The following is a 20,953-nucleotide window of genomic DNA, read 5'->3' as shown; positions in this document are numbered from 1 at the left end:
AGCTTTAAACTTTTACGCCGGTTTGTGCATCATATAACTACAAACCGGTAACAAGCCGGATAAATTTTAACACAACATGCTATCTAAACCTTTATTAATAATAGCCTTCCTTTTGAGCATTGGCGCATTTTGCCAGGCACAGATCAGTTCAGACACCCGCACCGAGCTCAGTAACCGGGGTAAACGGCCAACACGCGGCGAGATCAGCAATGACGACGTTATCCTGTATCTTTTTATAAAAGGCCAGATCCCGTTAAAAGGCGACGACCGACGAATTACTTACCGCTCGCAATATGATGGCTTTGACAATGTTGGCCGTGTAAAATCTATCGGCAATATTCAAATCACTTATTACGACCGGTTTGACATGGATAACCAGGGCAAGCTGAAAACGGTTGGCGATACCCGTTTTACCTATTACGACAGGTTTGACATAGATAACCAGGGCAAACTGAAATCTGTAGGAGACATCGCCATTAAATGGTACGACAGGTTTGACGCACAAAATCTGTATGGCAAATTAAAATCAGTAGGCGGCCTGCCCGTAATAAGATATGATGAATTTGACGGCCGCGAACTGGCCGGCAAAATAAAGGCCATTGGCGATACAAGGTTTACTTATTACACCCGCGCCGATGGTTTTGACAATGCAGGCAGGTTAAGATCAGTTGGCAGCACCCGGATCCGCTGGTACGACCGCTTTGACGACCTGGGCGAGAACACCGGAAAAATCAAATCAATTGGCAACGCCCGCTTTATTTACTTTGACAGCTATGATGTTGACGCAAAAAAAGGCGAGCTGAAAGCAATTAAAGGAGATCTTACTCCGGATGCAGATGATTATAATTAATGAACTTATTAGGCATTAAAAAAACGAGGCTATCCTGTTCAGGATAGCCTCGTTTATTATTATAAATGAGGTGATTAGCCGGCTACTTCAGCTTCTTCTTTCACCGTATTCGGTCGGCCATTTTTGAACGCTTTACGTGGCGTTAAACCAAGCAGTTCAAACATTGCCATATCTGTATCAAACGATGGATTTGGTGTGGTTAACAATTTCTCACCTGCAAAAATTGAGTTGGCTCCGGCCATAAAGCAAAAAGCCTGTTCAACGGTACTCATCTCGGTACGACCTGCTGATAAACGAACCACAGTTTTAGGCATAATAATACGCGTGGTAGCCACCATACGCACCATATCCCAAACAGATACACGTGCCTGATCGGCCAGCGGGGTTCCTTTTACAGGTACCAGGGCGTTAATCGGCACTGATTCAGGGTGTTTAGGCAGGCTTGAAAGCGTTTTAAGCATCGAGATCCTGTCAGCCACTGTTTCACCTAAGCCAATAATACCACCACTGCATACAGTGATTTTTGCTTTACGTACGTTTTCGATGGTTTTTAAACGCTCATCATAGGTACGGGTGGTGATAATGCGTTTGTAATCTTCTTCGGATGTATCAAGGTTGTGGTTGTAGGCATATAAACCGGCATCGGCCAAACGTTGTGCCTGGCTTTCGGTAAGCATACCCAGCGTACAGCACACTTCCATATCCAGTTCGTTCACTGCTTTTACCATATCAATAACCTTATCAAAGTCGCGGTTATCGCGTACTTCGCGCCAGGCTGCACCCATACATAAACGTGAGGCACCACCGGCTTTAGCTTTTTCGGCAGCGGCTATTACTTCGTCTTTAGGCATGATGGCGTGTACGTCTACCCCGGTGTTGTAGCGGGCAGCCTGAGGGCAATACGCGCAATCTTCAGAGCAGCCACCGGTTTTGATAGAGATCAGTGAGCTGATCTGCACTTCCGAGTAATCCTTGTTTTCGCGGTGGATGGTTGCGGCTTTATAAACAAGATCGAGTAGTGGTGTATTGTATATTTCTGCTATTTCTTCTTTGGTCCAGTCGTGTCTAACTTCAGTCATTAGTTTCAGATTAAATTCTTCCCAATAGTGTTATTTAGTAATTGCGAAAAAGCAAATATCAAAGATTATTTATAAATATAACATTTTTGGTTGGTTAATGTGTGGAAGGTGTTAAGAGGCAATGGGTTTCGTTTTGATTTTGTTTGGTGGGGTTGTGAGTTTGGGCGCGCAAAGGCGCAAGGGCGCTAAGATTTTTTTGTGGTTGGTGGGTGAGTTTTAGGCGCGCAGAGGCGCAATGAAGCTAAGATTTTCTTGTGGTTGGTTGGTGAGTTTTAAGGTCGCAAAAAGGCTAAGGACGCTAAGTTTTTTGTGGCTGGTTGGTGGGTTTTAGTCGCGCAAAGGCGCAAGGGCGCAAAGATTTTTTTGTTGTTGGTTGGCGAGTTTTAAGGTCGCAAAGAGGCTAAGGACGCTAAGTTTCTTGTGGTTGGTTGGTGAGTTTTAGGCGCGCAGAGGCGCAATGACGCTAAGATTTTCTTGTGGTTGTTGGCGAGTTTTAAGTTCGCTAAGAGAGCTAAGACGCAATGTTTTTGTTTAGAGGGGTGCGCTGCTATAGATTGTTTACTATTCTGGTAATTCCTGATTTGATTAATTTATCGTTGAAATTGATTAGAAGGCCAAGTTTACAGCCGGATAATTTTAGATAGGTTAATATGAGATAGTCACAATTTAATCTGACAGTTACGATTAATTAACGCACGTAACAGAGATTAGCATTATGACAACCCAAGCAAAGATCATCAAAAACAAGATGGGCATATTGGAGCTTGCCCAGCATTTAGGTAACGTATCACAGGCCTGTAAAGTGATGGGCTATTCCCGTGATAGTTTCTACAGGTTCAAGGAACTTTACGAACAAGGTGGCGAACTGGCCTTACAAGAGATTAGCAGACGGAAGCCGATTTTAAAGAACCGGGTAGAAGAGCATGTAGAAAAAGCCGTTGTTGAAATGGCTATAGACCAGCCGGCCTTAGGTCAGTTGCGGGTATCCAATGAACTAAAAAAGCAAGGCATATTAATATCTCCGGGAGGCGTAAGGAGCATATGGCTTCGCCACGATCTGCAAACATTCAAGCTTCGTTTAAAGGCATTGGAAGCTAAGTCGGCACAGGAAGGATTAGTATTAACCGAAGCACAGGTAATTGCTTTGGAGAAGGCTAAAGAGGAAAAGAAAGCCCATGGCGAAATAGAAACGCATCACCCCGGCTATCTGGGTGCACAGGACACTTACTATGTCGGTAACATCAAAGGTGTCGGCCATATTTATCAGCAAACATTTATCGATACTTATGCTAAAGTAGCCTTTACCAAGCTATATGACCGCAAGAATGCACTCGTGGCGGCAGAGATGCTCAATGATAAAGTGGTGCCGTTTTATGAGCATCATGACCTGCGCTTATTAAGAATACTCACCGATAGAGGTACAGAATATTGCGGGTCAAGAGAGCAGCACGAATTCCAGTTGTACCTGGCTATAGAAGATATAGACCATACCAAAACAAAGGCTAAAAGCCCTCAAACCAATGGAATCTGTGAGCGCTTCCACCGCACTATCCAGGATGAGTTCTATGCTATCGCTTTTCGAAAAAAGATCTATCGCAGCATAGCTGAACTCCAGGCAGATCTGGACAGATGGATGTACAATTATAATAATGAACGGACACACAGCGGGAAATACTGCTTTGGTAAAACGCCCATGCAAACGCTCATCGACAGTATACCAATGGCACAGGAAAAGTTATTGGAGAGGCTCGCCGATGACCAGATTCTTCAGAGCCCTCACAAAAAGGGCTCTGAAGAATCTGAGTCGATGCATTTACACGAGAAAAAACTATATTCACAAATTCAATCTGACAACTTATAAAACACACAACTGTCAGATCAAATAGTGGCTATTACAGTTAATACCTGTTTGGGATGAACCGGTAATATTTCTGAAACTGATTTTATCTCGATGATAACTTTGTTTTCAACTATTAAATCGGCGCGGAAACCAACTTCCATTTTAATTCCTTTCCAAAGTACGTCTATGGCTTTTTGTCGTTCTGCTTTTAAGCCCTTGCTTGTTAGCTCAAAATATAAAATTTCCTCATAAACAGATTCTAATAGTCCCGGCCCCAATTTCGTATGAATCTCGTAGGCCGCATGTACTATTATTTTTGAAATTTCATTTTCGTCCATAAAAAAATCTTTAGGTACTTAAATCTCAAACTATTTACCTTAAAAATCTTGGCTTTTTTGCGAACTCAAAACTCACCCACCATCCACAAAGAACCTTGGCGTCCTTAGCCTCTTTGCGCTCTTAAATATTCTTAAACTATTTATTCTTAAAATCTTTGCGTCCTGGCGTCTTTGCGTGCCCAAACTCACCCACCAACCACAAAAAACCTTAGCGTCCTTAGCTTCTTTGCCTCCTTAAAAATCTCAAACTATCTATTCTTAAAACCTTTGCGTCCTGGCGTCTCTGCGCGCCCAAACTCACCCACCAACCACAAAAAATCTTGGCGTCCTTAGCTTCTTCGCGTCCTTAAAAATCTCAAACTATCTATTCTTAAAACCTTTGCGTCCTGGCGTCTTTGCGCGCCTAAAACTCACCCACCAACCATAAAAAATCTTGGCGTCCTTTGCTTCTTTGCGTCCTTAAAAATCTCAAACTATCTATTCTTAAAACCTTTGCGTCCTGGCGTGCCCAAAACTCACCCACCAACCACAAAAAATCTTAGCGTCCTTAGCTTCTTCGCGTCCTTAAAAATCTCAAACTATCTATTCTTAAAACCTTTGCGTCCTGGTGTCTTTGCGCGCCTAAAACTCACCCACCAACCACAAAAAATCTTGGCGTCCTTAGCTTCTTTGCGTCCTTAAAAATCTCAAACTATCTATTCTTAAAACCTTTGCGTCGCTGCGTCTTTGCGTGCCTAAAACCCACCCTGCCTACTTCAACAGCAACTTGGTAGCCAAATACAAAGGCAATAAAAAACCAATACAGTCGGTAAATGTAGTAATGATGATGGACGATGCCACAGCAGGATCAATCCCTACCCTTTTCAAAATTAAAGGAATAGAGGCACCCGTAAGCCCGGCGATGATGAGGTTGCCGGTCATGGCTAAGAAGAGTACCAGCCCAAGCAGCGGGTTGGCATCGTAAAAGAAAGCTACTATAAAAACGATGAGTCCGTTGGCGGCACCGTTAATCATGCCTACCAAAAACTCTTTTAAAACAGTGTTATAGGCCTGTTTATCGGTTAGGTCGCTTAGTGAGATACGACGGACGGTTACCGCGAGGGCTTGTGTGGCCGCATTGCCGCCCATGCCGGCGATGATGGTCATGTAGGCAGAGATAATAGATAGTTTGGCAACTGTAGAGTCGAACGTACGAATGATGGATGCAGCAAGGAACGCAGTACCCAGGTTAATCACCAGCCAGGGTAAACGGCTTTTAACGGCCTCAAGCCAGTTACCGCTCAGTTCCTCGTCTTCAGATACACCCGAGATCTTCAATAAATCCTCGGTGTTCTCTTCCTCCATTACGTCGATAATATCATCCACCGTAACGCGGCCCAGCAGTTTCATATCGTCATCTACAACCGGAACGCTGGTGAGGTTATACTGTTTAATAAGGCGGGCTACTTCTTCCTGGTCCAGATCGGCCTTAACAAAAACAAAATCGGTGTTAACCAGGTCGCTCACTTTGGCGTCGGCGCGGGCTTTGATCACAGTTTTGATCGAGAGGATACCTTTTAGTATATCGTTGTCATCTACCACGCAAATGGTATAAAATTCCTCCATCTCTTCCGATTGACGGATAATCTCGTCTAAAGCATCCTTTTTATCCAGGTTGATGTTTACTTTGATGATCTCGGAGTTCATCAAACCGCCGGCGGTATCCTCGGCGTAGGTCATCAAGGCGCGGATATTGCTTGCGTCTTCCTGGTCAAGATCTTCTAAAATCTCCTGCTGATCTTCCTCATCAAGCTGCGAGATGATGTCGGTAGCATCATCATAATCAAGCTCCTCGATGATCTCTGTACGTTTTTCCGGTTCGAGGTTTACAAGTAGTTCGGCCGGGCCGTGCTCCTCGTCCATTTCCGACAAAACTTCCGATGCCACATCGGTGGGAAGGATATTAATGATCCTTTCCTTTTCTTCCTGCTGAAGTTTCCCGAATAGTATAGCAATCTCCGAAGCGTGGTATTCCTTCAGAACAAGCTCTAACTCAGCATCATCGGCTTCGAGGGCCGTTTTAATGCGGAGCAGGTCGGTTTTATCTAAGTCGAAAGATTGCATACCCGACTAAATTAAAACAAATAAGGCACAATCAAGGAATTAAATCGGCACAAAAACAGCGCCAAAAGTAAGGGGGCAACCGTTAAAGACTATAATCGTATTTTACCTTTACGCCGTTCACTTTGCCCAATTTAAACAATGCCTGCTCCACCTGGGTTTTGCGGATAGAAAGCTGGATGTTGCAATCATTATCAAACTGTTGGTTCAGTATCAAAAGATTTTCTTCCTTAATTACCCGCATTACATCATTCATCTGCAAATACTCAAACGAAGCCGTGTAAACATCATTAACGGTTTTACTGGTTACTACAGCTTGAGCTAAAGCCTCTTCGGTAGCAACTTTATAAGCATTGATCAACCCCGGAACACCCAGCAGCGTACCGCCAAAATAGCGCACCACAACCACCAGGATATTGGTGAGATCTTTTGATAACAGAGTGTTCAGAATAGGCCTCCCCGCGGTACCGGATGGTTCACCATCGTCATTCACCCGAAATACCGATCTGTCAATGCTCAGCCTCATGGCCCAGCAATGGTGGTTGGCCTTGGGGTGTTCGGCCTTTAGTTGGGTAACTATGCCCTTGATGTCGTTTTCGGAGCTGATGGGATAAGCGTAAGCTAAAAACTTGCTGCCGCGATCGCGAAAAATACCTTCGGCGGGTTTCTCTATCGTTTTATAAGTATCGTCAAAAAGCATTATTACAATTACAGGTGCAAAAAGCCCAATGTTTGCGGGAAATAAATAATTACAATAGCCAATACCGCCACCGCGATGCCAATTTTATTAAGCAGGCTTAGCTTCTCTTTAAATATCAGGGTACCTATCAGGGTGCCAACTATAATAACCCCGATATTCATAGACGAGAATACTGCCGAAGGGCTGTTGGCCAAAGCTTTGTGCGCTTTTAGATAAAACAGGATATTGCCAAAATTGGCGGCACCTAAAATCCAGCCGATAAGGATATGCGGCCACGAAAATTTCATTTTTTTGGTGGCTACCTGGTAAAGCAAGCCAATAAAAGTTAATGCAAATGCAATGATAAAAATGGCGAATATGGCCGTGGTAAACGGCACGTTGTTAACCTTGGTGAGCTGTTTAAGCAGTACATCAATAACACCGAAACCGATAAAAACAATAAGCAGGTACCCCCAGGCACCCTTTTCGGTTTTACTGCCCGATTTTTGCCAAGGTATGGAGCATACAATAGCAATAAATGCCAGCATTATACCAATAACCTTCACCGTACCGGTTGCCTCCCCAAATATCAGGAACGCCGCTATGATGGGGATGAATAATGACAGACGCTGGGCGATATCTGTACGCACAATACCCGCTTTGCGCACCGAGGTTGCCATAATAATAAACAAGGCCGGAAACAGCACACCTAACGCTGTATAACTGTACACAGGCGCACTTTGCAAAGCCCCCAATTGCGGCTTGTAAAAAATCCAGGTAAGCAGTATCGCCATCGAATAATTCCAGGTGATGGCCTGGTAAACATCGATATGGTACCGTTTAGCCAGTTTTAATAAAACGGATACAAGTACACTACAGCAGATACTTAAAAAAACGAACAGCATTTATATAGCAGGTTTATGATAAAATAATTGCAGGCGGTCGGCACCCACGGTGTCTTCGGTTGCAAGTATACCTGTTATTTGCGGTGCTTTTATACCCTTTGTTAAAACTTTGTTACCTGTAAACACCCTGGCTTCATCCCAAAGCCCGGCTTCGATAAAGGTATTAAGTGTATGCGCGCCACCCTCGATAATAACCGACTGCACATCCTGCAGGTATAACTGGTACAAAATATATTGCGGCACAAAGCGCTCAAAATCTTCAAGTGCTATGTATTTGTTGTTCCCGTCCACATCAAACTTAACCTCATTAAATATCAGGGTTTCTGCAGAGTTATCGAAAACATTTAACCCCTTATCCAATTCCAGTCTGCGGTCAATCACCACACGTTTTGGCGATGGGCCATCCCAGTAGCGGGTGTTTAATTGCGGGTTATCGGCCAGTACGGTGTTCTTGCCTACCAGTATGGCATCTTCCTCGCTGCGCCATTTGTGTACCAGCTTGCGGGCTTCCTCGCCGGTTATCCAGAATTGGCTGCCATCGGCCGGGGCAAAAAAGCCGTCCTGGGTTTGCGCCCATTTTAATATAATATAGGGCCGATGCTTTTGCACTTTGGTAAAAAAACGGCGATTAAGCCAGCGGCATTCTTCTTCTAAAACTCCGGTAATTACTTCAATACCAGAACGCTGCAATTTTTCGATGCCTTTGCCATCTACCTGTGGGAACGGGTCACGGCAGCCTACCACAACATTGGGGATGTGATGTTTAATGATCAGATCGGCGCAGGGTGGCGTTTTGCCGTAATGCGCACAGGGCTCTAACGAAACATATATGGTTGAGTTTTTAAGCAGTTCGGCATGGTTATCAAAACGTTGGGTAACCTGGGCAATGGCATTTACCTCGGCATGGGCCTGGCCGTATTTACGGTGATAGCCCTCGCCTATTATTTTGCCATCATTTACTACCACTGCGCCAACAATGGGGTTCGGGCTAACATAACCCGCGCCTAATTGGGCAAGTTCCAAACAGCGGCGCATATATTTTTCATGTTCAACCATGCTGCAAAAGTAGCTTTTATGTTACTTTGTTGCATGATGAAGATTAAGGATGTTTTTGAAGATTACCGTAAACAGATAAACGACGTGTACGATGCCAATGAAAATGAGGCTATTACCCTGCTTGCTATTGCCGAAATTACAGGTATGTCGAACGCATCTATCAAAGCCTTCCCCGATAGGATATTGAGCGAAGAACAGGTCGAGCGGGCGAAAAGCGTACTTGCCGAACTAAAGACCGGCAAGCCCATCCAATATATTTTCGGCATAACCGAATTTTATGGCCTGCCGTTTAAAGTTAACCCCTATGTGCTCATCCCCCGGCCCGAAACAGAAGAGTTAGTGGAGTGGATTATTTCATCAGTTGGCAGTTGGCAGTTAGCAGTTGGCAGTAACCAAGCGCAGAAAACTATACTGGATATTGGCACCGGCAGCGGTTGTATCGCTATCAGCCTGAAAAAGAATTTATCTGAGGCTGATGTTTCCGCTATCGATATTTCGAAAGGTGCTTTGGAAACGGCTAAAAGTAATGCTGAGTTGAATAAGGTAGTGGTTAATTTTATTGAGGCTGATATCCTGAATGTAGAGTCCGAAATCGAAATTCCCAAATTCGATATTATCGTAAGCAATCCACCGTACGTTACCCTTGAGGATAAAAAGCAGATGCATACCAATGTAACAGATTTTGAGCCGTATACTGCTTTGTTTGTGCCCGAGGATGATCCGTTGCTGTTTTATCGGGCTATTGCTGATTTTGCATTAGGGAATTTAAATCCTGGTGGGCAATTGTTTTTTGAGATAAATGAAAGCTTGGGCAAGGAAACTGTTCAATTACTGGCTGATAAAGGGTTTAAGAATATTGAATTGAGGAAGGATATGAGCGGCAGGGATAGAATGATTTTTGCAGGTTGGCAGTTTTGAGTTAGCAGTACGCAGTAGCTTTTTAATTGTTTTAACTGCGAACCGCCCACAGCAAACGGCAAACTCAAGACCGCGGATGGAACTGGCTTATTGTACTTTTTAAATATTCCCTATCCAAATGGGTATAGATCTCTGTAGTGGTAATACTCTCATGCCCTAACATTTCCTGCACCGCACGCAAATCTGCCCCGCCCTCAACCAGATGTGTAGCAAAAGAATGCCTTAGCGTATGCGGACTTATCTTCTTTTTAATGCCAACCGTAGCTGCAAGACTTTTCAAGGTCAAAAATATCATCTGCCGGGTAAGCTTCGCTCCGCGCCGGTTTAAAAAAACATAGTCTTCCTGCCCTTTTTTTATCGGGGTGTGCACACGTACCTGCTCAATCCATATTTTCAGCGCTTTGATGGCCTCCGTGCCAATGGGCACCAAACGCTCCTTATTGCCTTTGCCGGTTACTTTTATAAATTCGATATCGAGGTACAGATTGGATAATTTCAAATCGACGGCTTCGGATACACGGAGACCGGAGCCGTACATGGTTTCGAATATGGCTTTATTACGTGGCCCCTCGGGTTTCGACAGATCGATAGCGGCAATGATGCTGTTAATCTCATGAAAGCTTAAGGTATCCGGCAAAGTGCGCCTTATTTTGGGCGCCTCCAACAATTCGGACGGATCGATGCTGATCATGTTCTCCATCAGCAGGTATTTAAAAAACGCCTTGCAACCCGATAAGATCCGCGCCTGCGACGATGGGATCATGCCAATTTCAACCACCCATACGATAAAATCGCGCAGGTTGGTTAGCGTGATGGTTTCCGGTTTTAGTTTAACCTCACGCGATTCGGAAAACTGGTATAGCTTTTCAATGTCGCGGCTATAGGCCTCGACCGAATTAGCCGACATGGATTTCTCTAACCGGAGATATGCCTGGAAACCTTTTATTGCCGAACGCCAATCCAAATTGATTTATTTTTGATGATTTATAGCTAAGTTTGAACTGATGAAGATACAAATTATCAACGGCCCAAATTTGAACCTGTTAGGCGTTCGCGAAAAATCCATTTATGGCGATGCCAGTTTTGAAACCTACCTCGAAACTCTTCGCGCCCGTTTTGCCAACATCAGTATCGATTATTACCAAAGTAATATCGAAGGCGAAATTATAAATAAACTGCATGAAATTGGCTTCGGTTACGATGGTATTGTGATGAATGCCGGCGCGTATACCCATACTTCTATCGCCATTGCCGATGCTATCGCCGCTATCAATACGCCGGTTATAGAGGTGCATATTTCTAACGTGCATAAACGTGAAGAATTCAGGCATAAATCAATGATTGCCGCTAATTGCAAAGGGGTTATTGCCGGTTTTGGGATGGATAGTTACCGTTTGGCGTTGGAGCATTTTATTTTGTGATTTTTTTTGTGATTTCATTGATTTTTTTGATTACACAGATTACGTTGATTGTTCTCTATTTTTAATAACTACTCCAAAAAAATCAGTGAAATCAAAAAAATCATCCTAAATCAAAAAAAATAAAAACGGTTTGCCGCCTATATTGTTAACTCGTTGCTTTCAGCTTTAACTGCAGATGAACAAAATATTCAGAGTTGCCGCGTTTAGCGTGTTGTTTTTTTCGATGTTGTTTAGTTTAACAGCATCGGCACAAACCAAAAAGAAAAAAACACACTCCGTACGCGACTCCCTGCGGGCAGCCATCCTTGCCCGCGATTCGGTGATGCGCTCGCTTAAGCGCTCAGATACCTCGGTGAATAACCTGCTTCAAAAAGTTGAATATTATACATCTGCTTTTAACCAGATTAAGGCCAACCTGTCTAAAAAGCTCGATACGTTAGAAATCAGCACCAAACTCACCTCGTATGAAAGGCGGATCATCCTCATCAAATCATTAATTGATAACGATAAATCGAGCACTTTAAGGTACCTGTACACCATCCGCGATATCCTTACCCGCAGCGATGATCAGCTGGATATATGGCAGGAACAACTGGCCGATATCAACAGTAAATTAACTCAAAATCAAAATGATCTGGATGCTATTTCGAAGGATAGTGTTTTGAAAATCCTCCCTGCCGATAGCTCACTTGCCACAACTTATCTAATTCAAAAAATAGCTATTGATAGCAAATACCACCGCCTGGATACCACCAATAAAAAAGTAACTGTAAAAGTAGGTTTGCTGCAAAACCGGGTTTCGGCGGTTTATATTTCGGTGCTTGATATGAAAGATCAGATCGATTCGAAGATCAGGGATTTCAGCGAGCGGGCCGTTTCGCAGGAGTTTAATAATATTTGGGCGATGGAAGCCGATGAGGGGAACAATTTCGGAACAGCCACAAAGGCAACGAGTGATATGAATATTAAGCTATTCAACTTTTTCATCGGGCGCGATATTCTTATCCATATCTCGGGTTTGATTTTATTGTTTGCCTTTTTTGCCTGGGTACGCACCAGCAGGCGCAGAATATTGCGGGACAATGAATCGGCCGATGATGTTTTAAGTCAGGCGAATTATGTGGTGAAACATCCCTTCGTATCATCGCTCATTGTAACTTTTACCCTGTTACCCAATTTTTACGATCATCCGCCCGTAGTTGTGCTTGAAACTTTCTTCGGTATTCTGATGCTGGCCATCCTCTACCTTGTTAAAAAGGCTTGTCCGGCAACTATGTTCAGATATTTGGCTGCCATTTTTGCCATCACTTTTGTTTACAGCCTAAGTAATTTGTATATCCAGGTAACCATTATTGATAGGGTGACTATTCTTGTTTTAGCGTTGGCGGCCTGTGTAGTTAGCATCAGGTTTTTGCAACAGGTGCGCAAGGCTAAGGATGAGTACCTCCCTTACACCGCTTTTATATTAAAGGCTTTCATCTTTCTGCAGGCCGTGTCGTTTTTATGCAACGTATTTGGCCGGGTGAGCCTGGCTAAAATTATTGGGGTTACCACCATGTATAACCTTTGGCTGGCGCTGGCTATGTATTATATAGTGCATATCGTGATGGAGGCCCTGTTTTTGCAACTGGAAGCCGGCAAAAACAGCAATAATCTTACTTCATTTATCGATTACAAATTACTCAAAAACAAATTCAGGAGTGTATTAAGCGTTTTGGTTACCCTGCTATGGCTGGTAATGCTTACCCAAAACCTTAGCATTGAAGATACGGTTTTTGATTTCCTTGGCAATTTTCTTACCAAAAACCGCAGTATAGGTGGCACCAATACACAATTCACCTTTCAAAGCGTAATTATATTTGTCGCCGTGATCTGGCTCTCGTCCATCGCTTCAAAAATTATCAGTTACCTGTACGATGTATCGGCCAAACACGCCAACGATATTGATGTGGCCAAGAAAAAAAACCGCACCTCTACCCTGCTCATCCGCATTGGCGTCATCGCTTTGGGCTTCTTTCTGGCAGTTGCGGCATCAGGTGTCCCTATCGATAAAATCACAATCATTATCTCAGCATTTGGTATCGGTATCGGTTTTGGTTTGCAGAATATTGTAAACAACCTGGTATCGGGCCTTATTCTCGCTTTTGAAAAACCGATACAGGTAGGTGATATTATAGAGGTAGACAGTCGCTCGGGTACAATTATGGACATCGGTATCAGGGCCAGTAAAATCGCTACATCCGATGGCGCGGAGGTGATTATCCCCAACGGCGATTTGATATCGCACCACGTAATTAACTGGACGCTAAGCAACAACAACCGCCGCGTTGAACTGCTGGTAAGTGCGGCCTACGGCTCGGATATTGAGCAGGTAAAAGAAATACTGCTTAACTTGCTGCGCGGCCACGAAGGTATTATGACAGAGCCCGCCCCTTCTGTATTTGTACATAGCGTTAGCGAAACTTCGGTTGATTTCAGGGTGTTTTTCTGGGCTGATGACATTAATACGTGGCTTGGGCTCAGGAGCCGGGTATTGGTGAGTGTTCACGATGAATTTAGCAAAGCAGGTATAGAAATTCCATCTACCAGGAAAGACATAAAAATTGTTTGGCCCGACAATATGCCACCTATAAAAATAGACGGCGCGTTGGTATCAGAAGCTAAACCAGAAAAAGATCAGACTAAAAAGCACACTAAAGCTCCGAAGGATCAAGATCAGTAAAACGGGTTTTCTTTTTAACAAAGAAAGCCCAAACAATACTGGCCTTGAAAATGCCTTTAGTGTTTGGCTCGGCAACACCTTTCGGCTTTAACCTTTCGCCTTTTGCCTTCTTAAAAAGGCTTACCACAATGCTTTGGTGCGCGCGGCTCACTGCCCAGGCATCTTTGCGTTTACCTTCCATTAAAAAGCGAAACAAGGCCAGCAGGTCCATTATAAAACGGAGACTGATAACGTAGAACGCCCTCCAAAATGGCAGGTTCTTTTTAATAAGCAATAGGTTGTTCCTGAAGTTAAGATAAGTTTTAAATGGATTTTCTGCATTGAGCGTTCCTCCGCCAACATGGTAAATGGTTGATTTCGCACAGTACATCACCTTATAACCCATATTTTTCAACCGCCAGCAAAGGTCGATCTCTTCCATGTGGGCGAAGAAACCTTCGTCAAAGCCGCCCGATTCATCCCATACCTGTTTTTTGATGAATAGCGATGCCCCGGAAGCCCAGAAAACCTCGCCCGATTCATCGTACTGTCCATTGTCTTTTTCCAGCTCGTAAAAAATACGACCGCGGCAAAACGGGTAGCCATGCTTATCAATAAAGCCACCGGCCGCACCGGCATGCTCAAAATATTCTTTTTGCGCGTATGAGCGTATTTTAGGAGCAGCGGCAGCTATCAGGCTATCGCTTTCCATCAATTCGATAACGGGCTCAATCCAATTTGGGGTTACCTCTACATCCGAATTAAGCAGGATGTAGTAATCGGCCTCCACCTGCGCCAGCACCCGGTTGTAGCCGCCCGTAAACCCGTAATTTTTATCGTTTTGAATGATCCTTACGGATGGATAATTCTCGCGCATAAAAGCAACGGAATCATCCGACGAAGCATTATCACCCATCACAATATCCAGGTTGGGCCAGGTAGATGCTAAAACCGAGGGGAGGAATTGTTTAAGATATTTTAGGCCGTTCCAGTTTAAAATAACTACAGCAACTTTGGGTTTATGGGTCATCTATGTAAATCCTCCGGCTTAAACTTCCACCTCCTGTGCGACCATAGCCAGTACTGTGGTTCCCTCCTGATCACTTTTTCCAAATATTGCACGTGCATAACAGTTATTTCGTATTCGGCTGTTTGTTTAGGCGTTTCTGTTAAGGGTATCAGCGTATATTCATAATATCCGCGTTTTACCCGGCGCATGTCGTAAAAAACAACGGCTGCATCAATAGTTTTGGCAATTTTTTCAATCCCAAGAAAAACCGCTGTTGGCTGGTTTAAAAAATTGGTAAAATAGTTTACTTCGCTCATTACCGGGGTTTGGTCGCCCACCAAAACACTTACGGTAAGCTCCTTGCGATACTCGATCATTTTGCGCAAGGTTTGCTTCATGGCTATCGGTTGGCCACCAAAACGCGAACGGATCTCGATAAAAAAATCATTAAACGTTTTATTGGTAAGCGGCTTGTAAACAATCATAAAGCGCTTATCGGTAACAAAATTAAAGTTAAGCGCCGCCATTTCCCAGTTGCAATAATGACCGGCCACTGCTATAATGCTTTTACCTTTTTCAAAATATTCAAAAACCAAATCGGAGTTGGTAGCCACTACCCTTTTGCGCATCTGCTTTTCTGATACGGTGATCATCTTAATAGTTTCCACCATCAAATCGGAAAGATAGCGGTAGTATTTACGTTCGATATCCTGGCGCTCTTTTTCTGATTTTTCGGGGAAAGCGTTACGAAGATTTTGCTGTACCACATCCCGGCGGTAATGCACCAGGTGATAGATGATAACGAATGAAATATCGGATAAAATATATAAAAACCAAAAGGGAAGCAGCGAGATCAGATATAAAATTAATATACCTAACTTATCAAGACCCTTTTTTATCATTATTTTAACCAATTTTGAACACAAACATAAAATATATGATTGAAAAAGGTGCTGTGTTACCCATGTTTTATCTTCCGCCGATAGAGTATTTTGTACAGTTAAACACGTACAAGCCTGATATACTGATAGAAAGAGAAGAGCATTTTCCTAAACAAACTTACCGCAACCGGGCAAACATTTATACCCCCGATGGCGTACTGGCCCTGGTGGTACCCGTTATAAAAGGTTCAAAGAACCATACCGTTGTAAAAGATGTAAAAATAAGTTACGATTTCAGGTGGCAGCGCCTGCACTGGCAAAGCCTTCAGGCCTGTTACCGCCGCTCGGCTTATTTTGAATATTATGAAAACGACTTCGCGCCGTTTTATGAAAAACAATTTGAGTTTTTATTTGATTATAACCAGGAGCTTTTCAACCTGCTGCTAAAGCTCACTAAAATAAAAACAGAAATAACGTACACGGATGAGTACAAAGCTGATTACGCCAACCTGCACGATTTTCGGCATGCTATTCACCCTAAAAAAGAAACGGAGATGCAGCAGAAACCCTATTTCCAGGTGTTTGAAGACCGTCAGGGCTTTAAAAAGAACCTAAGCATTGTGGATTTGCTGTTTAACCAGGGACCGCAAACCATAAACTATTTGTAAATGAACGGGATGAAGCGTTTACGCTTTAAAAAACACAAGCGTGCAGGCGAAGTTGGCGACAGGCCAGGCATGATCAGGGTGGCCGAAGATGCCCTGAAGCCTATAATATCAGCTTATTCGTACAATAAAGATGAACTTGTAACCTGCGAAGGCCGGGATATTAAAGCTGTTTTAAAGCAATTAAACAAATGCGATAACCATACCCACTGGATAAAAATAAACGGACTGGGCGATGCATCATTAATTGAACAGATTGGCGAGCATTGCAGCATCAACGCGTTGGTTCTGGAGGATATTGCCAACACCCACCAGCGGCCAAAGTTTGATGAGTACGATGAATATGCCTTTTGTACCAGTCGTATAGTTCATTTCAGTAAAGAGGGTGAGATTGTTAACTGCCAGTTTTCGGCTATCATTAAAGATAACATCATCATCAGTTTTGAGGAGGATCATGACGATAATCGTTTTGAGGCTGTAAAAGCACGATTAAAAGCTGGCAAAGGTTCTATCCGCACGGCTGGTCCGGGTTACATGTGTTATGCGCTTACCGATACCATTATTGATAACTATTTTGTGTTGCTGGCCGAAATTGGCGACCACCTTGATGCGCTTGAAGACAAGCTTTACCTGAGTGCCGATAAAACCATTATGTTTAATGCCCAGCAACTGAAGCGCACCCTTATTGTGGTACGCCGCGCCAGCTGGCCCGAGCGGGACAAGATCAATGATATGATCCGGTCGGAAAGTCCGCTGATTACGCCTGAGGTGAAACTTTACCTGCGCGATGCTTATGACCATTGCATCCAGGCTATGGATTTGATTGAGAATTATAAGGAGGTTACTTCAAGTATTATCGATCTGTACCTATCGATGGTAAGCAACCGCATGAACGAGATTATGAAGGTGCTCACCATTATCTCGGTAATTTTTATCCCTCTTACTTTTATAGCAGGTATTTACGGGATGAACTTTGCCCGGCAGGATGACAAAGGGCATATCATTCCGGATAATATGCCCGAGCTTTACTGGCATCATGGGTATATTTATGCCATTGTATTTATGCTGCTGATAGCCGTTGTACAGATATTTGTGTTTTGGAAAAAAGGATGGTTTAACAGGCTTTGAGTTTAGTTTGCGGTGTTCAGTATCCAGTTTGCAGTAAGCAGTATCCAGTTTGCAGCATTCAGTTTGCGATTTTTTTGCCGATTTCCTTTTTATTATAAGGCTACCGCAAGCGTCCCCGCTTGTGGTCATCGTGCTAAGCTATACAACAGGTTTATCAGGTTGTCCACTTGACTAAACGGCACACGCGGCACGCGTGCACCAGCAACGGACGCGGTAAAATTACTTTGAACCTTTATTTGCCTGGGCAAGGTTTTTCTTCACCATAAACAAAATCTCGCTTAGGCCATTGGTTTTGATCTCGAACGTAGTTGAAAGCAGCATGCCCAGCTTGTCTTTGGTAAATCCTTTGCCGGCCATCCACTCTAAATAACTGATAGGGATATCGGCAATAATAGTGCCTTTATACTTACCGTAAGGCATGCGGGTTTGTACAATATCAATTAATACCTGCGGGTTGGGTGTAATGTTTTCCACGGAGGCAAAGGTAAGTTTTAATCGCTTTTACGGGTTATTTACTTTCCAACAGCTTATAGCCGTGGCCACGGATATTAATAATTTCGAGCGATGAATCGCCTTTGATGAATTTGCGGAGGCGTGTGATATAAACATCCATGCTGCGGGCGTTAAAGGGGCTGTCATCCCCCCAAAGTTTCATTAATGCAGTTTTCCGTTCAAGGAGGCGATTTTTATGATCTATCAGTAATAACAGCAAATCAGCTTCCCGTTGCGAGAGGTTGCAGAAATTTTCGTGGCAGTAAAACTGGAGTTTTTGATAATTGAAAAAACTATTGCCGATGCTGATTTCCTCGGCCGTATTATGCAGTACGGGGCGGGCTGCCTTACGACGTACAAGGGCTTTTAAGCGCACTATCAGCTCTTCCATGCTGAATGGCTTTTTCATATAATCGTCGGCACCTATTTCAAATCCTTTTAAAACATCTTCCGTTTGGGTGCGGGCCGTTAAAAATATAACCGGTACCAGCTCATCAACCCGGCGAATATCCTGCACCAGCGAAAAACCGTCTTTACGCGGCATCATTACATCTACCACGCATACATCTGGTTTGTTTAAATTGAACATGCTCCATCCTTCCACCCCATTGCCGGCCACCGTTATGGCAAAGCCCCGGGTTTCTAACGATTCGCGCACTATCGAAGCCAGCACCGGCTCATCCTCAACCAATAACACTTTTATCTTATCCATTAAGCGGGAATTGAATGGTGAACGTGGTGCCTTTGTTTAACTTGCTGGCTACGGCGATAGTTCCGGCTAATGTATTAACCAGTTGTTTAACATAACTTAGCCCGAGGCCATACCCTTTTACATCATGCAGGTCGCCGCTTTGGATACGGTAAAACTTGTCAAATATATACGGCAAATGCGCAGCTGATATGCCAGGGCCGGTATCAGCAACCTGCAATTGCCAGCCGTTGGCAAGCGCGGTTACGTCGATTCGGATCTCTACCTCTGCACCTCCGTACTTGATGGCGTTATCAATAAGGTTACTCAATATGGTATCAATTATAAAGGCATCAGTTACCAGGTGATCGCTTTGAATATCATATTGCAATTTTATCGTACTATCGTACAAATTAAAACGCTCAATAACCCGCGTTATCAACAGGCAAAGGTTTACGCTTTGCAGGTTTGCCGGTTTCACGCCCTGTTCGTAGCCGGTAATTTCAAGCACCCTATCTACATTACTTTCAAGCTTATCTAAAACTGCCGTGTTTATTTTAAGGTACCGCTCAAGTTTCTCCGGATCGGCAGCGGCGCCAAACTGGGCCATCGCTTCGTTTGATGACTTGAGGATGGTTATAGGTGTACGCAACTCGTGGGTAATGTTGTTGATGAAATCATTTTTGATACCATCCAGTTGCATCTGCCGTTTAATAACAACACCCATATAAAACAGGCTCCCAGCCGAAAGCAGGATGAGCACCAGCGAAACCAGGGCAGGCATAACATTTTGGGCCAGCAACAGGCTATTGCTATTTACCTCTGCTTTAACAACTACCGGCGACTTATAGAAATTAACAACTGCGGCAATTTCGCCGGGAGGTATTTTAAGCTGATTACGGAGAATGACCAGCTTAAAAGGAATATTGATATTTTCTTTTTTCAGCTCGCCTTTAAAAACATGGGTTAAAGTATCCAGGTTAAGTGGTTTATGTAGTTGCTGCGACAACAGACGCGCTACCATTGCTTTCACTACTTGTAAATTATTTTTATCTATTGCTACAGTTAAAAACTCGGCATTAAACCTCTTGAGTACCTTTGATGAATCGAGGGCTATTGCATCGCGATTAGGTATTGTTCGCCTAAAAAATGTTAAGGTGGGCACTTTGTATTTTAACGAGGTGGGTAATTCGTTTTGTTGTAACTGATACGTTTCAATGCTGCGTACCAAGGCATTGGTAGCCGTATTTTTAAAGTTACGTTCGCCGGTTTTATACGAATTATAAACCCAGTACACCTGGAACAGGATAATACCGAATGCCGTTGATGCCGCCGCTATAAAAATAAATACAAGTCTCTTTTTCACTATACACAAAGATATGGCTAACAGTTCGTTATTTATTTAGGGTTAACATTAGTTAACACTAAACTTTGCACTGTTAACATTGCAGGCTGCCACCGGTGGTAATTTTGTATCAAACAAAATCAAATTAGCACCATGAAAAAAATTCTTTTACTTGCTTTATGCAACTGTTTAATATTAGGCGCTATGGCCCAGGGCCTGCCCGATAATGCTAAATACATTTTGCCAGATGGTAAGGTGGTAACTGCTAATAAACTCGACAGTGTTGAAAAAGCCTGGGGGAACCGTGGTTTTATGATGAGTCATGACGATAAACATCCTGATGAAATCCACATTACGCCCATGACGGATGAGTTTTTAAAAGAGGCTGCCGCAAAGAAAGCCAATCTCGAAAAAATGCTTAACCAGCCAGCCCCCGATTTTAGCCTTACTGATATCAGTGGCAAAAAATGGTCGATGGCGGCGCTTAAAGGCAAAACTGTAGTACTTAATTTTTGGTTTACTACCTGCGTGCCCTGCATTGAAGAGATGCCAAAGCTAAACGAAATTAAAAAGCAATACAGCGCAGCCGGTGTTGTTTTCCTGGCAATGGGGCGTGATGACAGCGCGGCTATAAAAACATTTTTAAAAGCCCATCCGTTTGAGTATGCACTGATTCCTAAAACAACCGAGATTGCCAGGGCTTATCATGTATCAAACTACCCTACCTCGATGGTAATTGATGCTAAGGGGATTATCCGCTTTTTGCAGTTAGGTGGAAATGATATTGGCAAATCATTACCGGCGGCTATTGAGGCGGCTCAGAAATCGTAGTCATTACAAAATATTGGCTTCAAGTAA

Annotated in this window: 21 protein-coding genes; 8 read left to right on the top strand and 13 right to left on the bottom strand. The window is 43.5% G+C overall.

All coding sequences use genetic code 11. From position 1 onward, the window contains the following. The first annotated feature begins 76 nt into the window (after positions 1 to 76). A complete protein-coding gene (locus HYN43_RS09280; protein ID WP_119411434.1) occupies positions 77 to 850 on the top strand; it encodes a hypothetical protein in 774 nt (257 codons plus the stop codon). A gap of 74 nt (positions 851 to 924) precedes the next feature. Here HYN43_RS09280 and bioB read toward each other — a convergent pair whose 3' ends face one another. Both bioB and HYN43_RS09270 read right to left on the bottom strand, forming a co-directional pair. Then, positions 925 to 1,929, bottom strand: coding sequence for a biotin synthase BioB (bioB, locus tag HYN43_RS09275; RefSeq protein ID WP_119411433.1), 1,005 nt, complete (start codon positions 1,927 to 1,929; stop codon positions 925 to 927). A 547-nt stretch (positions 1,930 to 2,476) separates the two neighbouring features. Then, on the bottom strand, positions 2,477 to 2,581 hold the full coding sequence (locus HYN43_RS09270) for a GxxExxY protein (RefSeq protein WP_245447273.1): 105 nt from the start codon (positions 2,579 to 2,581) through the stop codon (positions 2,477 to 2,479). A gap of 63 nt (positions 2,582 to 2,644) precedes the next feature. On the opposite strand from HYN43_RS09270, the gene HYN43_RS09265 reads away from it, so the two are divergent. Then, entirely contained in the window at positions 2,645 to 3,790 is a 1,146-nt protein-coding gene (locus HYN43_RS09265) for an IS481 family transposase (RefSeq protein WP_119409009.1), read from the top strand. Positions 3,791 to 3,807: 17 nt separating this feature from the next. On the opposite strand, the gene HYN43_RS09260 is transcribed toward HYN43_RS09265, so the two are convergent. The 5 genes from HYN43_RS09260 to ribD form a co-directional block, all read right to left on the bottom strand. Beyond that, the gene (locus HYN43_RS09260) at positions 3,808 to 4,107 is read right to left on the bottom strand and encodes a GxxExxY protein (protein ID WP_119411432.1); all 300 of its coding nucleotides are present in this window, start codon (positions 4,105 to 4,107) and stop codon (positions 3,808 to 3,810) included. Positions 4,108 to 4,857: 750 nt separating this feature from the next. Further along, positions 4,858 to 6,210: a magnesium transporter gene (gene mgtE / locus HYN43_RS09255; protein WP_119411431.1), complete on the bottom strand. Its 1,353-nt coding sequence runs from the start codon at positions 6,208 to 6,210 to the stop codon at positions 4,858 to 4,860. A gap of 82 nt (positions 6,211 to 6,292) precedes the next feature. Continuing rightward, entirely contained in the window at positions 6,293 to 6,907 is a 615-nt protein-coding gene (locus HYN43_RS09250) for an IMPACT family protein (RefSeq protein ID WP_205589906.1), read from the bottom strand. An 8-nt stretch (positions 6,908 to 6,915) separates the two neighbouring features. Beyond that, positions 6,916 to 7,791: an EamA family transporter gene (locus HYN43_RS09245; RefSeq protein ID WP_119411429.1), complete on the bottom strand. Its 876-nt coding sequence runs from the start codon at positions 7,789 to 7,791 to the stop codon at positions 6,916 to 6,918. Next, positions 7,792 to 8,847, bottom strand: a complete 1,056-nt coding sequence (ribD, locus tag HYN43_RS09240; protein WP_119411428.1) for a bifunctional diaminohydroxyphosphoribosylaminopyrimidine deaminase/5-amino-6-(5-phosphoribosylamino)uracil reductase RibD — start codon at positions 8,845 to 8,847, stop codon at positions 7,792 to 7,794. It abuts the gene before it with no gap. Between the two features lie 33 nt (positions 8,848 to 8,880). Here ribD and prmC point away from each other — a divergent pair, with 33 nt between their 5' ends. Next, entirely contained in the window at positions 8,881 to 9,765 is an 885-nt protein-coding gene (gene prmC, locus HYN43_RS09235; RefSeq protein WP_205589905.1) for a peptide chain release factor N(5)-glutamine methyltransferase, read from the top strand. A 64-nt stretch (positions 9,766 to 9,829) separates the two neighbouring features. Here the strand turns inward: prmC and xerD are convergent, their stop codons facing one another. Then, a complete protein-coding gene (xerD, locus tag HYN43_RS09230) occupies positions 9,830 to 10,729 on the bottom strand; it encodes a site-specific tyrosine recombinase XerD (protein WP_119411426.1) in 900 nt (299 codons plus the stop codon). A gap of 40 nt (positions 10,730 to 10,769) precedes the next feature. On the opposite strand from xerD, the gene aroQ reads away from it, so the two are divergent. Together aroQ and HYN43_RS09220 are read left to right on the top strand one after the other, a co-directional pair. Further along, entirely contained in the window at positions 10,770 to 11,186 is a 417-nt protein-coding gene (gene aroQ, locus HYN43_RS09225) for a type II 3-dehydroquinate dehydratase (protein WP_119411425.1), read from the top strand. Between the two features lie 175 nt (positions 11,187 to 11,361). Continuing rightward, entirely contained in the window at positions 11,362 to 13,908 is a 2,547-nt protein-coding gene (locus HYN43_RS09220) for a mechanosensitive ion channel family protein (RefSeq protein ID WP_119411424.1), read from the top strand. Here the strand turns inward: HYN43_RS09220 and HYN43_RS09215 are convergent. Next, positions 13,880 to 14,917: a glycosyltransferase family 2 protein gene (locus tag HYN43_RS09215; RefSeq protein WP_119411423.1), complete on the bottom strand. Its 1,038-nt coding sequence runs from the start codon at positions 14,915 to 14,917 to the stop codon at positions 13,880 to 13,882. The genes HYN43_RS09220 and HYN43_RS09215 overlap by 29 nt on opposite strands. Beyond that, positions 14,914 to 15,798, bottom strand: coding sequence for a lysophospholipid acyltransferase family protein (locus HYN43_RS09210; protein WP_119411422.1), 885 nt, complete (start codon positions 15,796 to 15,798; stop codon positions 14,914 to 14,916). Before HYN43_RS09210 ends, HYN43_RS09215 begins: the two co-directional genes overlap by 4 nt. A 14-nt stretch (positions 15,799 to 15,812) precedes the next feature. Between HYN43_RS09210 and HYN43_RS09205 the strand changes: the two genes are divergently transcribed. After that, the gene (locus HYN43_RS09205; protein WP_342633827.1) at positions 15,813 to 16,445 is read left to right on the top strand and encodes a WbqC family protein; all 633 of its coding nucleotides are present in this window, start codon (positions 15,813 to 15,815) and stop codon (positions 16,443 to 16,445) included. Then, positions 16,446 to 17,570: a magnesium/cobalt transporter CorA gene (corA, locus tag HYN43_RS09200; RefSeq protein WP_119411420.1), complete on the top strand. Its 1,125-nt coding sequence runs from the start codon at positions 16,446 to 16,448 to the stop codon at positions 17,568 to 17,570. A 219-nt stretch (positions 17,571 to 17,789) separates the two neighbouring features. Here corA and HYN43_RS09195 read toward each other — a convergent pair whose 3' ends face one another. The 3 genes from HYN43_RS09195 to HYN43_RS09185 are packed head-to-tail and all read right to left on the bottom strand — an operon-like array spanning position 17,790 to position 20,116. After that, entirely contained in the window at positions 17,790 to 18,044 is a 255-nt protein-coding gene (locus tag HYN43_RS09195; protein ID WP_119411419.1) for a DUF3820 family protein, read from the bottom strand. A 34-nt stretch (positions 18,045 to 18,078) separates the two neighbouring features. Then, positions 18,079 to 18,774, bottom strand: a complete 696-nt coding sequence (locus HYN43_RS09190; RefSeq protein ID WP_119411418.1) for a response regulator transcription factor — start codon at positions 18,772 to 18,774, stop codon at positions 18,079 to 18,081. Continuing rightward, a complete protein-coding gene (locus HYN43_RS09185) occupies positions 18,767 to 20,116 on the bottom strand; it encodes a sensor histidine kinase (protein WP_119411417.1) in 1,350 nt (449 codons plus the stop codon). The genes HYN43_RS09190 and HYN43_RS09185 overlap by 8 nt, the downstream gene beginning before the upstream one ends. A gap of 132 nt (positions 20,117 to 20,248) precedes the next feature. Between HYN43_RS09185 and HYN43_RS09180 the strand changes: the two genes are divergently transcribed. Beyond that, entirely contained in the window at positions 20,249 to 20,926 is a 678-nt protein-coding gene (locus tag HYN43_RS09180) for a peroxiredoxin family protein (RefSeq protein ID WP_119411416.1), read from the top strand. The last annotated feature ends 27 nt before the right edge of the window (positions 20,927 to 20,953 follow it).

The organism is Mucilaginibacter celer (genome assembly GCF_003576455.2).
Lineage (GTDB): Bacteria > Bacteroidota > Bacteroidia > Sphingobacteriales > Sphingobacteriaceae > Mucilaginibacter > Mucilaginibacter celer.
The sequence above is the reverse complement of the archived record's forward strand: the minus strand, read 5'-3'. Positions and strand labels throughout refer to the sequence as shown.

Excerpts from the sequence above, each read along its gene's own strand:
- bioB (WP_119411433.1), bottom strand. The coding sequence starts at position 1,929 with ATGACTGAAGTTAGACACGACTGGACCAAAGAAGAAATAGCAGAAATA.
- HYN43_RS09215 (WP_119411423.1), bottom strand. The coding sequence starts at position 14,917 with ATGACCCATAAACCCAAAGTTGCTGTAGTTATTTTAAACTGGAACGGC.
- HYN43_RS09250 (WP_205589906.1), bottom strand. The coding sequence starts at position 6,907 with ATGCTTTTTGACGATACTTATAAAACGATAGAGAAACCCGCCGAAGGT.
- HYN43_RS09220 (WP_119411424.1), top strand. The coding sequence starts at position 11,362 with ATGAACAAAATATTCAGAGTTGCCGCGTTTAGCGTGTTGTTTTTTTCG.
- HYN43_RS09265 (WP_119409009.1), top strand. The coding sequence starts at position 2,645 with ATGACAACCCAAGCAAAGATCATCAAAAACAAGATGGGCATATTGGAG.
- ribD (WP_119411428.1), bottom strand. The coding sequence starts at position 8,847 with ATGGTTGAACATGAAAAATATATGCGCCGCTGTTTGGAACTTGCCCAA.
- HYN43_RS09210 (WP_119411422.1), bottom strand. The coding sequence starts at position 15,798 with ATGATAAAAAAGGGTCTTGATAAGTTAGGTATATTAATTTTATATCTG.
- HYN43_RS09180 (WP_119411416.1), top strand. The coding sequence starts at position 20,249 with ATGAAAAAAATTCTTTTACTTGCTTTATGCAACTGTTTAATATTAGGC.
- aroQ (WP_119411425.1), top strand. The coding sequence starts at position 10,770 with ATGAAGATACAAATTATCAACGGCCCAAATTTGAACCTGTTAGGCGTT.
- HYN43_RS09190 (WP_119411418.1), bottom strand. The coding sequence starts at position 18,774 with ATGGATAAGATAAAAGTGTTATTGGTTGAGGATGAGCCGGTGCTGGCT.
- mgtE (WP_119411431.1), bottom strand. The coding sequence starts at position 6,210 with ATGCAATCTTTCGACTTAGATAAAACCGACCTGCTCCGCATTAAAACG.
- HYN43_RS09245 (WP_119411429.1), bottom strand. The coding sequence starts at position 7,791 with ATGCTGTTCGTTTTTTTAAGTATCTGCTGTAGTGTACTTGTATCCGTT.
- HYN43_RS09260 (WP_119411432.1), bottom strand. The coding sequence starts at position 4,107 with ATGGACGAAAATGAAATTTCAAAAATAATAGTACATGCGGCCTACGAG.
- HYN43_RS09280 (WP_119411434.1), top strand. The coding sequence starts at position 77 with ATGCTATCTAAACCTTTATTAATAATAGCCTTCCTTTTGAGCATTGGC.
- prmC (WP_205589905.1), top strand. The coding sequence starts at position 8,881 with ATGATGAAGATTAAGGATGTTTTTGAAGATTACCGTAAACAGATAAAC.
- corA (WP_119411420.1), top strand. The coding sequence starts at position 16,446 with ATGAACGGGATGAAGCGTTTACGCTTTAAAAAACACAAGCGTGCAGGC.